Annotated in this window: 16 protein-coding genes; 4 read left to right on the forward strand and 12 right to left on the reverse strand. The window is 66.7% G+C overall.

The features are described 5' to 3' along the window. Positions 1 to 20: 20 nt before the first annotated feature. The 3 genes from yajC to queA form a co-directional block, all read right to left on the reverse strand. Positions 21 to 353, reverse strand: a complete 333-nt coding sequence (yajC, locus tag ISF28_RS05480; RefSeq protein WP_198116124.1) for a preprotein translocase subunit YajC — start codon at positions 351 to 353, stop codon at positions 21 to 23. A gap of 222 nt (positions 354 to 575) precedes the next feature. Further along, positions 576 to 1,715, reverse strand: a complete 1,140-nt coding sequence (gene tgt, locus ISF28_RS05485) for a tRNA guanosine(34) transglycosylase Tgt (protein WP_198116125.1) — start codon at positions 1,713 to 1,715, stop codon at positions 576 to 578. Positions 1,716 to 1,718: 3 nt separating this feature from the next. After that, entirely contained in the window at positions 1,719 to 2,780 is a 1,062-nt protein-coding gene (gene queA / locus ISF28_RS05490) for a tRNA preQ1(34) S-adenosylmethionine ribosyltransferase-isomerase QueA (RefSeq protein WP_198116126.1), read from the reverse strand. A 150-nt stretch (positions 2,781 to 2,930) separates the two neighbouring features. On the opposite strand from queA, the gene recG reads away from it, so the two are divergent. Beyond that, entirely contained in the window at positions 2,931 to 5,015 is a 2,085-nt protein-coding gene (gene recG, locus ISF28_RS05495; protein WP_198116127.1) for an ATP-dependent DNA helicase RecG, read from the forward strand. A 69-nt stretch (positions 5,016 to 5,084) separates the two neighbouring features. On the opposite strand, the gene ISF28_RS05500 is transcribed toward recG, so the two are convergent. Beyond that, a complete protein-coding gene (locus ISF28_RS05500) occupies positions 5,085 to 5,351 on the reverse strand; it encodes a hypothetical protein (protein ID WP_198116128.1) in 267 nt (88 codons plus the stop codon). Positions 5,352 to 5,456: 105 nt separating this feature from the next. Further along, complete coding sequence (locus ISF28_RS05505; RefSeq protein WP_198116129.1) at positions 5,457 to 6,137, reverse strand: DJ-1/PfpI family protein; 681 nt, start codon at positions 6,135 to 6,137, stop codon at positions 5,457 to 5,459. A gap of 93 nt (positions 6,138 to 6,230) precedes the next feature. Here ISF28_RS05505 and ISF28_RS05510 point away from each other — a divergent pair, with 93 nt between their 5' ends. Beyond that, a complete protein-coding gene (locus tag ISF28_RS05510) occupies positions 6,231 to 7,223 on the forward strand; it encodes a GlxA family transcriptional regulator (RefSeq protein WP_198116130.1) in 993 nt (330 codons plus the stop codon). A gap of 69 nt (positions 7,224 to 7,292) precedes the next feature. Here the strand turns inward: ISF28_RS05510 and ISF28_RS05515 are convergent, their stop codons facing one another. Then, on the reverse strand, positions 7,293 to 7,604 hold the full coding sequence (locus tag ISF28_RS05515; protein WP_198116131.1) for a hypothetical protein: 312 nt from the start codon (positions 7,602 to 7,604) through the stop codon (positions 7,293 to 7,295). A gap of 169 nt (positions 7,605 to 7,773) precedes the next feature. Beyond that, positions 7,774 to 7,968, reverse strand: a complete 195-nt coding sequence (locus tag ISF28_RS05520; protein ID WP_198116132.1) for a DUF3079 domain-containing protein — start codon at positions 7,966 to 7,968, stop codon at positions 7,774 to 7,776. Positions 7,969 to 8,140: 172 nt separating this feature from the next. On the opposite strand from ISF28_RS05520, the gene ISF28_RS05525 reads away from it, so the two are divergent. Next, on the forward strand, positions 8,141 to 9,160 hold the full coding sequence (locus ISF28_RS05525; protein ID WP_198116133.1) for an RsiV family protein: 1,020 nt from the start codon (positions 8,141 to 8,143) through the stop codon (positions 9,158 to 9,160). A 260-nt stretch (positions 9,161 to 9,420) separates the two neighbouring features. Here the strand turns inward: ISF28_RS05525 and ISF28_RS05530 are convergent, their stop codons facing one another. Further along, entirely contained in the window at positions 9,421 to 9,921 is a 501-nt protein-coding gene (locus ISF28_RS05530) for a hypothetical protein (RefSeq protein ID WP_198116134.1), read from the reverse strand. Positions 9,922 to 10,116: 195 nt separating this feature from the next. On the opposite strand from ISF28_RS05530, the gene ISF28_RS05535 reads away from it, so the two are divergent. Next, positions 10,117 to 11,241 carry an FAD-dependent oxidoreductase gene (locus ISF28_RS05535; protein ID WP_198116135.1) on the forward strand — a complete coding sequence of 375 codons (1,125 nt, stop codon included), beginning with the start codon at positions 10,117 to 10,119 and terminating at the stop codon, positions 11,239 to 11,241. Between the two features lie 65 nt (positions 11,242 to 11,306). Here the strand turns inward: ISF28_RS05535 and ISF28_RS05540 are convergent, their stop codons facing one another. The 4 genes from ISF28_RS05540 to ISF28_RS05555 all read right to left on the reverse strand — a co-directional run bounded on the left by ISF28_RS05540 (position 11,307) and on the right by ISF28_RS05555 (position 13,940). Further along, on the reverse strand, positions 11,307 to 11,618 hold the full coding sequence (locus ISF28_RS05540; RefSeq protein WP_198116136.1) for a hypothetical protein: 312 nt from the start codon (positions 11,616 to 11,618) through the stop codon (positions 11,307 to 11,309). Positions 11,619 to 11,756: 138 nt separating this feature from the next. Beyond that, the gene (locus ISF28_RS05545) at positions 11,757 to 12,131 is read right to left on the reverse strand and encodes a 50S ribosome-binding protein YggL (protein WP_198116137.1); all 375 of its coding nucleotides are present in this window, start codon (positions 12,129 to 12,131) and stop codon (positions 11,757 to 11,759) included. Next, entirely contained in the window at positions 12,128 to 13,135 is a 1,008-nt protein-coding gene (locus tag ISF28_RS05550; protein ID WP_198116138.1) for a Gfo/Idh/MocA family protein, read from the reverse strand. Before ISF28_RS05550 ends, ISF28_RS05545 begins: the two co-directional genes overlap by 4 nt. Next, positions 13,128 to 13,940 (reverse strand): DUF3025 domain-containing protein, encoded by an 813-nt coding sequence (locus ISF28_RS05555; protein ID WP_198116139.1) that lies wholly within the window; start codon positions 13,938 to 13,940, stop codon positions 13,128 to 13,130. The genes ISF28_RS05550 and ISF28_RS05555 overlap by 8 nt, the downstream gene beginning before the upstream one ends. Positions 13,941 to 13,942: the final 2 nt, after the last annotated feature.

A 13,942-nucleotide genomic window follows, 5' to 3' on the forward strand; every position in this document is an offset into this window, starting at 1 on the left:
GCGCGGGCCGCGCGGCCGGATTACAGGGACTTCAGCGTGCCCTTGGGCAGCAGCGCGGTCACGGCGTTCTTCTGCACGACCACTTCGGTGCCGGCCGCCACTTCGATGTTCACGTAAGTGTCGGTCACCTTGGTGACGCGGCCCAGCATGCCGCCGGCGGTGATCACTTCATCGCCCTTGGCCAGCGCATCCATCATCGATTTCAGCTCTTTCTGGCGCTTTTGCTGCGGACGGATCATGAGGAAGTACATGACCACGAACATCAGGACCAGCGGGGCGAACGTGGTGAGGTTGCCCATCAGACCCGGATCGGCGGCACCGGCGGTTTGCGCGTACGCGTTGGAAATGAACACAAGGACTCCGATTGTATGAGATGAAAAAACAAGCGCTGTATTCTAGCACCGGCAAACTGTCAACAGCCAGTTTCCGCCATGTGGGAACGGCATGCCCGAATGCAAGACGTTGTTGGAAATTTAATTATGACCGCACCGGCGCGATATGCGATCCGCATTTCGTAGGGTGGACGCCCCGCGCCCACCAAGCGCATGCGTCAACGCGACGCCATGGTGGGCAAATTAGACGCCCCGCGCGCGCTCCGCGTTGAATTGCAGCCGGAACGCATGAAACCGATCCGCATCGATCGCATCGCGGATCTCCTGCATGAGGTTCAGGTAATAATGCAGGTTGTGGATGGTATTCAGCCGCGCCCCCAGGATCTCCTTGGAGCGGTGCAGGTGGTGCAGATAGGCGCGCGAGAAATTCTTGCAGCAGTAGCACGAACACGTCTCGTCCAGCGGCGCCGGGTCGTCCTTGTAGCGGGCGTTCTTGATCTTGAGGTCGCCGAAGCGGGTGAACAGCCAGCCGTTGCGCGCGTTCCGGGTCGGCATCACGCAGTCGAACATGTCGACGCCGTTCGCCACGCCCTCGACCAGGTCTTCCGGCGTGCCGACGCCCATCAGGTAGTGCGGCTTGTGTTCCGGCAGGCGCGGGCCGACGTGCTGCAGCACGCGCATCATGTCTTCCTTCGGCTCGCCCACCGACAGGCCGCCGATGGCCAGGCCCGGGAAGTCGATCTCTTCCAGCCCGGCCAGCGATTCGTCGCGCAGGCGCTCGTACATGCCGCCCTGGACGATGCCGAACAGCGCGTTGGGGTTCTCGCCCTGGTTAAATTCGTTCATCGAGCGCTGGGCCCAGCGCAGCGACATGCGCATCGACTTCGCGGCTTCCTCGGCGGTCGCCGGGCGGCCGTCGATCTCGTACGGCGTGCACTCGTCGAACTGCATGACGATGTCCGAGTTCAGCGAGCGCTGGATCTGCATCGAGATCTCGGGCGACAGGAACAGCCGCGAGCCGTCGATGGGCGACGCGAACTTCACGCCCTCTTCCGTGATCTTGCGCATCGCGCCCAGCGAAAACACCTGGAAGCCGCCGGAATCGGTGAGGATCGGCTTGTCCCAGCCCATGAAGCCGTGCAGGCCGCCGAACTTGTCCATGACCTCGGTGCCCGGGCGCAGCCACAGGTGGAAGGTATTGCCGAGGATGATCTGCGAGCCGACTTCCTTCAATTCGTTCGGCGCCATCGCCTTGACGGAGCCATAGGTCCCGACGGGCATGAAGATCGGCGTCTCGATGGTGCCGTGGTTCAGTTTCAGGCGGCCGCGCCGGGCGTGCGACAGGCCGCTCGTGTCTTTCTTGAGGAGGGTGAATTCGAGCATGGGTTACATCGTGTCCTTGGTTGCGCGTGCCCGCTCGGTTGCTTGCGTGGTGAGCAGCATCGCGTCGCCGTAACTGAAAAAGCGGTATTCGCTGGCGATCGCGTGGGCGTACGCCTTGCGGATTTCATCGTAGCCGGCAAAGGCCGAGACGAGCATCATCAGCGTCGACTTGGGCAGGTGGAAGTTGGTGATCAAGCGCGTGACCGTCTTGAAGCGGTAGCCCGGCGTGATGAACAGGTTCGTGTCGCCGCTGCCGGCCGCGAGCTCGCCCGACTGCGACGCCGATTCCAGCGCGCGCAGCGACGTCGTGCCGACGGCGACCACGTCGCGGCCGGATTCGCGCGCGGCGCGCACGGCGTCGACGGTCTCCTGCGGGATCGTGTACCACTCGCTGTGCATCTTGTGCTCCGCGAGATTCTCCACGCGCACGGGCTGGAACGTGCCGGCGCCCACGTGCAGGGTGACGTAGGCGATGCGCACGCCCTTCGCGGCGACCTTGTCGAGCAGCGGCCGGTCGAAGTGCAGGCCGGCCGTCGGGGCGGCGACGGCGCCCGGCGCCGATGAATAGACGGTCTGGTAACGCTGCTCGTCGAAATCGTCGGCGTCGTGCTCGATGTACGGCGGCAGCGGCAGGCGGCCATGGGCCTCGATCAGCTCGAACACGTCGCCGTCGAAGTGCAAGGTGAAGAATTCGCCGGCGCGCTCGCCGACACCGACCTCGAACGCATCGGCCAGGCGGATGCGCGAACCGGGTTTCGGCGACTTCGACGCGCGTACCTGCGCCAGCACCGTGCGCGGATCGAGCACGCGCTCGACCAGCACCTCGACCTGGCCGCCCGTGTCCTTCTGGCCGAAGAAGCGTGCCTTCAGCACCCGGGTGTCGTTCATCACGAGCGTGTCGCCGGGCTGGAGCCGGTCGACGATGTCGGAGAATGTGCGGTCGGTGATGCGGTCGCCGTCCAGCTGCAGCAGGCGCGACGCGCTGCGGTCGGGCAGCGGCACCTGGGCGATGCGCTCGGGTGGCAGGTCGAAATCGAAATCGGAGAGGGAGTACGTTTTGCTCATCTGGGAAAAACTCGGCGTGGCGCCTTACAATATGGGCTACAGCGTGCGGCGAACCCATTATTTTACACCCGGATTCCGGCACAAGGGGCGCAGGCCATCACCATCATGTCCGAATCCTGATAAGCCGACAACACGCGCCAACGAACCGCCATGCCAGCCACGAACGCGAAACCGGCGGCCAAAGCCGCAGCCAAGACAGCACCGAAAAGCATCGAGAGCAAGCTCGCCAAGCTCGGCCTGCATACCGACATGGATCTCGTGCTGCACCTGCCGATGCGCTACGAGGACGAGACCCAGATCGTGCCCATCCGCGAAGCCTGCCTGCGCGGCGGCCACGTGTCCCAGGTCGAAGGCGTCGTGATCAAGAACGAAATCGCGTACAAGCCGCGGCGCCAGCTCCTGGTGACCATCGCCGACGACACGTCCGACATCCAGCTGCGCTTCATGAATTTCTACGGCAGCCAGGTCAAGCAACTGGCCGAGGGCACGCGCGTGCGTGCGCGCAGCGAGGTGCGGCACGGCTTCTTCGGCGCCGAGATGGTCCACCCGGTGTACAAGATCGTCAACGAGGGCGCGCCGCTGCCCAACGCCCTCACGCCCGTGTACCCGTCCGGCGAAGGCCTGTCGCAGACGGTGCTGCGGAGGGCGATCGCGGACGCGATGAAGCGCGTGGACTGGACCGACACGGTGCCGCGCGCCGTGCGCGAAAAACTCAACCTGGCCGAGTTCCAGCCGGCCGTGCGCCTGCTGCACTACCCGCCGCCGGACGTCGACGAGCACGCGCTGACGGAGCGCACGCACCCGGCCTGGACCCGCGTGAAATTCGACGAGCTGCTCGCGCAGCAGCTGTCCCTGAAACGCGCGCAGCAGGCGCGCCGCGAAAAAGGCGCGCCGATCCTGGGCGCCGTGGGCGCGTTGTCTTCCGCATTCCTGCAGGCCTTGCCGTTCAAGTTGACCAATGCGCAGCAGCGCGTGGTCGAAGAAATCCGCCGCGACCTGCGCGAGGACTACCCGATGCAGCGCCTGCTGCAGGGCGACGTCGGCAGCGGCAAGACGGTCGTGGCGGCGCTGGCGGCCGCGCAGGCCATCGACAGCGGCTACCAGGCCGCGCTGATGGCGCCGACGGAGATCCTGGCCGAGCAGCACTTCCGCAAGATCGCGGCCTGGATGGAACCGCTGGGCGTGAAGGTCGCGTGGCTGACGGGCAGCCTGAAAAAGAAAGAAAAGACGGCGGCCAGCGAAATGGCGGAGTCGGGCGAAGCGCAGCTCGTGATCGGCACGCACGCCCTGATCCAGGACTCCGTGCAATTCGCGAAGCTGGGCCTCGTGCTCGTCGACGAACAGCACCGCTTCGGCGTCGGCCAGCGGCTCACCTTGCGCAACAAGGGCAGCGACGGCCTGGTGCCGCACCAGCTCATGATGTCGGCGACGCCGATCCCGCGCACCCTTGCGATGACGTACTACGCCGACCTGGAAGTGTCGATCATCGACGAGCTGCCGCCGGGCCGCACGCCCATCGTCACGCGCGCCATCGACCAGAACCGACGCGACGAAGTCATCGAACGGGTGCACGCGGCCGCGCAGGAAGGCCGGCAGGTGTACTGGGTCTGCCCGCTGATCGAGGAATCGGAAGCGCTGCAGCTGCAGACGGCCACCGAGACCTACGAGACGCTGGCCGAAGCCCTCCCCGACCTCGTCGTCGGCCTCGTGCACGGCCGCATGAAGCCGGCGGAAAAGCAGGTGATCATGGATGCGTTTTCGGCGGGCGCGGTGCACGTGCTCGTGGCGACGACGGTGATCGAGGTGGGCGTGGACGTGCCGAACGCGTCGCTGATGGTGATCGAGCACGCGGAGCGCTTCGGCCTGTCGCAGCTGCACCAGCTACGGGGCCGCGTGGGCCGCGGCTCCGCCGCCAGCGCCTGCCTTCTGCTGTATCAGAGCCCGCTGGGCCCCGTGGCCAAGCAGCGCCTGATGACGATGCGCGAGACGACGGACGGCTTCGAGATCGCACGGCGCGACCTGGAGATCCGCGGTCCCGGCGAATTCCTCGGCGCGCGCCAGTCCGGCCAGGCGATGCTGCGGTTCGCGAACCTGGAGACGGACCAGTGGATCGTCGAACAGGCGCGCGACGTGGCGGCGTGGCTGCTCGGATCGGACCGGCCGGAGATGGAGGCGATCGTGGACGCCCACCTGCAGCGCTGGCTGGGCGGGCGCGAGGAATTCCTCAAGGTTTGATTGGTGGGCACGGTGTGCCCCTACCTGTTCCTCGTGGCCGTAGGGTGGGCACCCCGTGCCCACCATGCATCACTTGCCCGCAGCCGGCGCCGTGGTATCGGCCGCCGCATCCTTCGCGGCTTCCTTCTGCTCGGCCTTGGCCGCGGCCTTCTTGTGGTGCTTGGCCTTCTTCACATGCTTCTTGGTCGCCTTGGCTTCCTGCTTGTCGTGCGTCGCTTCGGCCTTGGCGACGGCCGGCGGCGTGGCCGAATCCGGGGCGGTCGCCGGTGCCGGGGTCTGGGCGAAGGCGGCGGTGGCGAACAGGCCGGCGATCAGGGTGGCGATGGTGTATTTCATGATGAAGGGTCCTCGGTAGCGTTGGGTGTCGGTGATCACGTTTGCGTATCACTTGTGCCTGAAAACGGCCCACCCCGCCGCCCTGTTGACGCGTTTTACAAATGCTTACAGCGCGACCGTGTTCGCCAGCGCCGCCTCGACCCGCGCCAGCCGCGGCGCCTGCAACGCGCGCAGCTTGGCGACCAGCTCCGGGCCGGCGCTGTGCGGCGAGCCGGCGTCGAACGGCGGCTGCGGATCGTATTCGAGCGCCAGCTGGATCGTGCGCGCGACGTCTTCCCCGGCCAGTTCGGCCGCCAGCGCGAGGCCGAAGTCGATCCCGGCCGTCACGCCGCCGCCGGAGATCCGGTTGCGGTCGCGCACGATGCGCTCGGCCACCGGAATGGCGCCGAAGTGCTCCAGCAACGGCAACCACATCCAGTGGCACGCGGACCGATAACCCGCGAGCAGCCCGGCCGCGCCCAGCACGAGCGAGCCGTTGCAGACGGAGGTGACGTAGCGCGCGCGGCCGCCCTGGCGGCGCAGGAAGGCCAGCGTGGTGGCGTCGCCGAACAGGTGCTCGATGCCGAAACCGCCCGGCACGCACAGCACATCGAGCGGCGGGCAGTCCGCGAACGTGGTCGTCGGATTGATCGTGAAGCCGACGTCGGTCGGCACGGGGTCGCACGTCTTCCACACGAGATGCACCTGGGCGCCGGGCACGCGGCTGAGGATCTGGGCGGGACCGGTGAGGTCGAGTTGGGTCACGTGGGGGAACAGCAGAAATCCGATGTGAAGGGGTGCACTCATGGCGGGCTCCGGGTCATTGTCGATGATGAATGACGCCATTCTAGGAATGGGCTAGCATTGGCAGCAATGTCAATCTTGTGTCGAATCCTGCCAATGCCTTCCACATCCCGCCAGATCGCGCTGATCGCTTTCGACGACGTCCAGGTGCTCGACGTCACCGGCCCCGCCGCCGTGTTCGGCGCCGCCAACGACGCCGCCATGCATCGCCTCGGCCGACCGTTCTACCGCATGCACATCCTGTCGCCGCAGGGCGGTCACGTGACGAGCAATTGCGGGCTGGCCGTCGTGACGGCGTCGCTGGCGAGCGTCAAGCCGGGAGCGCTGGACACCGTGCTGGTGGCCGGCGGCAGCAAGCAGGGCCTGCAGGCGCTCGCGCGCGACGCGGCGGCAAGCGCGTGGCTGCGGCGCGCCTGCGCGCGGGCGCGGCGCTACGGCTCCGTGTGCACGGGCGCCTTCGCGCTGGCCGCGTGCGGCCTGCTGGACGGCAAGCGCGTCGCCACGCATTGGGAGGCGACGGCCATCCTCGGCCGCAAGCATCCGGCCATCGAGGTCGACGCAAACGCGCTCTACGTGGAGGATGGCCGCGTGTGGACATCGGCCGGCGTCACCACCGGCATCGACATGTGCCTCGCGCTCGTCGCGCGCGACCTGGGCGACGCCGTCGCCAACGCCATCGCGCGCCGGCTCGTGCTGTACGCGCGGCGGCCCGGCTACCAGTCGCAGTTCAGCACCGTGCTGGCGGCGCAGGAAAAGGCGGACAGTCCGTTCGCCGACCTCGTCGACTGGATCCGCACGCACCTGGACGACACACTGGACGTGGCCGGCCTGGCGGAACGCGCGGGCATGTCGCCCCGCACGTTCCACCGCCGCTTCACGGACGCGCTGGGCGAGACGCCGGCGCGCTTCGTCGAGACGCTGCGCCTGGACCATGCGCGCACGCTGCTGCAGACGTCACTGGCACTGAAGACCGTCGCCGCGCAGACGGGTTACGGGACGCCGGCCCAGCTGTCGAAGGCGTTCGCGCGCCGCTTCGGCATCAGCCCCGGGCTGTTTCGCGCAATGCACCGCGACGCGGCGACGCCATGAATTGCCCGGGGCAAGCGGCCGAAATGCGAAAAGCCCGCGTCGCGCGGGCTTTTCGGGGGGACTACGGAATTACTTGGCGGCCGGTGCCGGTGCCGGCTCTGCGGCGGCGACGGTCGTGTCCTTGGCGGCTTTCGTCTTCGCCACGTGGTGCTTGGCCTTGTGCTTGGCGTGCTTGGCGTGCTTGGCGCTGGCCTTGGCTTCCTTCGCATCGACCTTGGCGGCCTTCGCATCGGCTTTCGCTTCCTTCACGTCGGCTTTCGCCTCGGTCTTCACGGCGGCGGGCGTCGCAGCCGGCGTCGTCGTGGCGGCAGGCGCCGGGGCTTGCGCGAAGGCTGCGGTGGCGAACAGGCCGGCGATCAGGGTAGCGATGGTCTTTTTCATGGTGAACGGTCCTTGAAGTTTGTCGGGGCAGTGCACGTCGTTTGCGTGTCACTTGCTCCTGAAACGCGGTCGGCCGGGTGGGTGTTGACGAGCTTTACAAACGCTTACCGTGCTGACAATTGCTTACAAACTCCAGCGCGGAATCCGGGCGCTTGAGGGAATCTTGCATTCACGTGGGGGCAGAATCGTCGTCATTGGTCGAATCGAGTCCCCACTCCTGCCAATCATCGCCGAATAATTCGGCCGGGTGCTGCGTGCGCACCGAACCGTTTCCGCATGCGAGTGAATCCGCAGGGCAATACTTGTCACATCCCCAGCACACACGCTCCGGGTGTATTGGATGGATGGGAAATTTTTTAGCCATGCATGCAGTATATTGACCTGGGCAGTGAATTTCGTTGATCTAGGTTAACTCGGTCCGAAACCAATCAAGAATAGTAAATCGATTCATTGTGTCCCGTTTCTCGGAAATAAAGCCGTTACATGAGCGACGTACAATCGCCGGGCTGCTGTTCAATTTCTCGTGCGAGGTCTCGATGAAAGCGTTGACGTTCGGCGTCTTGCTTTTCGTAAAGGCGCATGCCGCCTATGCCGACGTGCCGTTGGCAGAAAATTTCATGGCGGCGCCTGACCGCATCGAATGGAACGCCGGCGCGTTGTACGACGGCCGATTCGAAGACGGCGCCGCGTTGGAGATCGAGGTCGCCTATCCGGCACCGGCAGGGGTGTCGAAGCGCGATGCCGACAGCTTCGTCCAGACGGTCTGGGAACCGCGCCATTACCAGGGCGAGCCGTCGCATCTGTTTGCCGTCGATGCCGTCGGCTCCAACATCCGCCTGAAAGTGCTGGATGAGCGCAGCGCGGAGAACGGCAGCATTTATACGATCACGCTGGCGCCTGACCGCGCATCGGGCCAAGGCACCGTGACCGCGCCGGGCGGCAAGCCGCGTTCGTTCACCCTGCGACGCAGCGTGCCCTACACCGGCATCGTGGTGACGCGGCCTGCACCACCCGACCTGGCCGACAATCCCTACTACAAGCAAAACGGTTTCGTGTTCTCGGCCTTCTTCCCGACGCTGGGCGATCCGGACGCGGACGCCTGGATCCGCCAACGGGCCGGCATCTGCCGCGACGAGGGCGAATGCAGGAACGATGTCCGTATCCGGTGGCGCTCGCGTTCACTGGTGTCGCTCATGGCGACGGTGTGGGGCGATTCGGGCGGCGCTCACGGCGACGGGCAGTTCGAGACCCGGCAGTACCGTATCGACGGCCGAACCATGACGCCACTCGGCCTGGACGCCTTCATCGACCTGGACGACACCTGCCGGGCGAAAATCTCGGCGTATCTGGTCGCCAGGCTGCGTGCGAAAGCGATGCCCAAGGCCGGAAGGGGCGGGTTGGACGGACGGGGCACAGTCCCGTTCACACCCACCTCGGGCGGTGTCGCCTTTCATTTCAATTTGTACGAGGTAGGCGGGTACGCGGATGGCACACCAACGGTGTTCGTGCCGCGCGCGCAGATGGGGACATGCGTGAAGTATCTGCCGGCGGATTGAAGACGAGAGCCGTGGATGAGGCGTGGAAAGTACAGCATTCCGGGCCAAGCGACCCGGACGCCCTGTGCTTACCGGACTGCCCACACCTCGGCCGCCGCATGCGCAAAATCGTCGAAGCGACGGGCGGGCCGGCCGGTAATGCGCGCCATGGTGCCCGGTCACGCAGGATCATGCCGGCGTAATCGGCAGGCATGCTTGCCACGGCGAGCGTCGGGGCCGACAGCGCGTGAACCGCGTCCGCGCGCCGTCGGACGACGGATTTACTGGGTGACGGGCGCGGCAGGCGCCGGGGCCGCTTCAGGTGCCGGGGCGGCCGGGGTCGCCGGAGTAGCCGGGGTGGCTGGAGTGGCTGGAGTGGCCGCATCGGCCGGCGCCGCAGCGGGTGCAGCGGGTGCAGCGGGTGCGGCCGGGGTCGCCGGAGCGGCGGGAGTTGCCGGCGTGGCGGCAGTTGCCGGAGCGGCTTCCGCCGCCGGCGTCGGCGTCGCCGTGGCGGCCGCGTCTTCCTTCATGGTCTCGGTCTTCGCGACGTGCTTGGCCTTGTGCTGCGCATGCTTGGCGCTCGACTTCGCGGCTTTGGCATGCGTCTTGGCCACCTTCGCATCGGCATGCGTCGTCGTCTCGGCTTTCGGTGCCTTGGCCTCGGCCTTCTCTGCCTTCAAATCCGCATTGTTGACGAGCACGGCTTGCTTGGCGCTGGGCGCCTGGGCGAACGCTGCGGTGGCGAACAGGCCGGCGATCAGGGTAGCGATGGTTTTTTTCATGATGAAGGATCCTCTTAGGTTGTCGGTCCAGTGCACATAGTCTGCGTGTCACTTATCCCTTCAACGAGCCCTTCCGTCCGTCTGTTGACGCGCTTTACAAACGGTTACTGCGTTGACAGATGCTTACGCCGGCATCATCCGCGTTCCGCCGCCGGGACTTGTGGGATGATTATTGTTTTCATATAACAATCCAACATGAAGTCAACTCATCATTTCGATGCGATCGTCGTGGGCGGCGGCCTGGCCGGACTGGCGATCAGCCGGCAGCTGCACGAGGCGGGCATCGGCGTCGTCACGCTCGAACGGCGCGCAGCGTTTGCGAACGAAGGTTTCGCCATCAATCTTCCCGGTAACGCGATTGCGGCGTTGCAGGAGATGGGACTCGGCGAGAGGATCGCCGGGATGGGCCGGCCGACCAAGCGGCGCGAATACCGCGACCATCGCGGCCGGATGCTGTTCGACATCGACGAGGATGCGTTCTGGGGACAGGATTGCCGGCCCCGGTGCGTGAAGCGGAACGAGTTGATGGACTTGTTGCGCGACGGCCTGCCCGACTCGATGTTCCGCATGTCGAGCCAGGTCGAGGGCATTGCGGCGGATGCGTCCGCGGTCACCGTGACGACCGCCGGCCAGCAGGCCTTCACCGGCCGGATCGCGATCGGCGCGGACGGCGTGCATTCGCGCACGCGGGCACTCGTGTTTCCCGATGCGGCCACGCGCGCCGCCATGCTGTCCCCGTCGAGCTGGCGTTTCCTCGCGCCCGACCCCGGCATCGATTGCTGGACGGTGTGGGCCGGGCCGTCCGGGCTGTTCCTGCTGATCCCGCTGGGCAACGGCGAAGTGTATGGCTGGGCCAGCAGCGACGTCGACGGCAGCCACGGCCTCGCGCACGTGTTCCGCCAATTTCCGCCCGAAGTGCGGCGCACGGCCGACTTCCTCGACGCGCATCCCGGCAACATCCACCATTCCCCTCTCGAGGAAGTCCGGATACCGTCGTGGGGCAACGAGCGCGTCGTGCTGATCGGGGACGCCGCACACGCGACGGCGCCCGTCTGGGCCCAGGGCGGGGCACTGGCATTCGAGGATGCGAACGCGCTGTCCGGCATCCTGGCGGACGGCAGCGACTGGTCGCAGGCGGCGGCCCGCTTCGAAACGGTCAGGCGCCAGCGCGTCGCCCACGTGCAGGCGATGACGGACAAGATGTCCAGGGCTGCCCGCCTGCCGGCGGCCATCCGGAACCTGCTGCTGCCGTTCGTCGGCCCGAAGAACTACCGGGCCACGTATGCTCCACTGCGCCCGGGACAGGTCGTCGCGGGCTGAGCGCGCGCCTGCGTAAACGGAAAAAGCCCGCATCGCGCGGGCTTTTTGAAGTGCGGGGACCGGGATTACTTGGCCGCGACCTTCGTGGCCTTGTGCTCGGCCTTCGCTTCCTTCACGTCGGCCTTGGCTTCCTTCTTGGTTTCCTTCACGTCGGCCTTGGCTTCCTTCTTGGCTTCCTTCTTGGCGTGCTTCACATCGGCTTTCGCGTCCTTCTTGGCTTCCTTGACGTCGGCCTTGGCGGCTTGCTTTTCCTGCTTGGCTTCGACCTTGGCTGCGGCCGCGGTCTTGGCCGGGGTGGCGGCGGCAGGCGCGGGCGCCTGGGCGAAGGCAGCGGTTGCGAACAGGCCGGCGATCAGGGTAGCGATGGTCTTTTTCATGATGAAGGGTCCTCAGAGTGTTTGGGGTTCGGTGCGCGTCGTTTGCGCTGCACTTGTCCCTTAAACGAGGCGGCCCACCCGTCTGTTGACGGGCTTTACAATCGGTTACCGCGCTGACAGATCCTTACATCTCAGCCGTTAGAAGCCGTAACCGTGCCAGGCATCCTTGAACTCGCGGGCGCGCGCATCGACGACTTCCGGCCGCGCGCGCAGCCACGCGATCACGGCCTCGCGGTCGTCCTCCGACGGCGAGCCACGTTCGATGCGGGCGACCACGCCTTCCGTCTCGCTGAACGGCTCGCGGCCGCCGAAGCCGCCGCCGAGCAGTCCCCGTTCTTCCAGTGCGCCGAAGAAGTCGTTGATGAAGTCGTGATACGGCGCGCCGCGCATCGGGCTGTGGAACACGAGTTCGACGTCGAAGCAGTGCTCGCGGAATTCGCCGACGCGCAGCTTCTTGCGCTGGCGGGCATTCAGGCGCCGCATGCGGCTGGTCGAACGGGGATCGCGTTTCATGGATTCTCCTTGGTGGTCGATGAATGGTCGGCGGCATACGACAGGCCGATCTGGCGCCGGATTTCGTCCATCACGCCCATCAGCGCCAACGTGTCCGCATGCGTCATGCCCGGGCTTTCGACGAGACCCGCGCGCCAGCAGCGCTGCGCCTCGATCACCTCGTGCACGTAGCCGTTGCCGATGTAGGGCGTGGGCACGGTGCGCGAGATGCCGTCGGCGCGCGCCACCGTCACCGTCTGCGTGCGGTAGAACATCGTGTTCATGCGCACGTGGCCGCGCTCCCCCGCGATCGTCAGCTCGCTCGGCAGCCGCGCGCGCAGCGAGCAGCTGCACACGGACATGCCGCCGCCGCCGTGGCGCAGCAGGATGCCGGTCTGCTCGTCGACGCCGGTCGGGCCGAGGTCGGCCTGGGCCAGCACGGTCTCCACGGGTCCCAGCAGCGCCAGCGCGATCGACAGCGGATAGATGCCCAGGTCGAGCAGCGCGCCGCCGCCCAGCACGGGATTGAACAGGCGGTGTTCGGGACCGACGTCGGCCTTGAATCCGAGGTCCGCGTTCACCTGGCGCACGGTGCCGATCTCGCCCGAGTCGACGATGCGGCGCACCTCCGCCAGCGCGGGCAGGAAGCGCGTCCACATCGCCTCCATCAGGAACAGGTTCTTGTCGCGCGCGAACCGCACCAGTTCCTCGGCCTGGTCCCGGTTGACCGTGAATGCCTTCTCGCACAGGACGCCCTTGCCGGCTTCCAGCGCGAGGCGCACGTTCTCGTAATGCATGGGATGCGGCGTGCCGACGTAGACGAGATCCACGTCGCCCGCCGTCACGAGGTCTTCGTACGATGCGTACGCCGCGCCGCCGAATTCGCGCGCGAACCCCGCGGCGCTGGCGCGATTGCGCGAACCGACGCCGGCGAGCTGCGCGTCCGGCGTGTCCTTGAGTGCGGTGGCGAAGGCCTTGGCAATCTTGCCCGTGCCAAGGATGCCCCAACGTACCTTGTCAGTCATGGCGTCCTCCTTGAGGTTGGCTGGCCGGCCGCTTGGGCCGGAACACGGTGTGGTCGAGATAAAAGGCCTCGCCCTGGTCCGGCCACCAGCCCGGCACGCCCAGCACGGGCAGCGGCGTGAAGCCGGCCGTGGACAGGCCCTCGGCCGCGATCTCCTTGGACACCACGACGTCGATCCAGTCGCGGCGCCCGTCGCGCTCAAACGCAAAAAAGTCGTCAGTAGCGAACACGACGCGCACGTGGGCCGTGATCGCCTTGCGCGGCGCGACGAGCTTTTCCATCAGCGCGTGCCCGAACAGCCACGGCTCGGCGTCGCGGCCGAACATCGCGCGCTTGTCGAACAGCGCGTCGCGCCAGCGGTGCGCGCGCAGGTCGTCGACGAGCGCGCGGCCTTCCGCATCGCCGCGCACGACGAGCAGCGCCGCGTTCTCGTCGAAGATGGTGGCGGCGTCGCGCGCCGATCCGCGCGATTTGCCGACGCCCGCCTGCGCGATCTGCGCGGCCTGCAGCGCGTTCAGCGCGCGCTTGATGCGCGGGAAGGTCTGCCACACGAGGCCATTGAAAAAATCGTGCAGGTTCGCGCGCGTGGGCACGCGGCCCGTGGCGCCGATGAAGGCTTCGTACGCCATCCCTTCCGGCAGCTCGGCCTGGGGCACGAAGCGGATCGGCTGGCCGCCGGCATTCGCAAGCCCGAGCCGCGCCGCATTGGCATTGAACGTGTCAATGAACGGGCCGGCAGCCAGGCTCTCGAAAGCGGGACGGACCGTGTCGAACCACGGCCGCGTCCAGTCGATGTCCGCGAACATCC

Source organism: Massilia rhizosphaerae, assembly GCF_016093545.1.
In the GTDB taxonomy this organism is placed as follows: Bacteria; Pseudomonadota; Gammaproteobacteria; order Burkholderiales; family Burkholderiaceae_D; genus Telluria; species Telluria rhizosphaerae.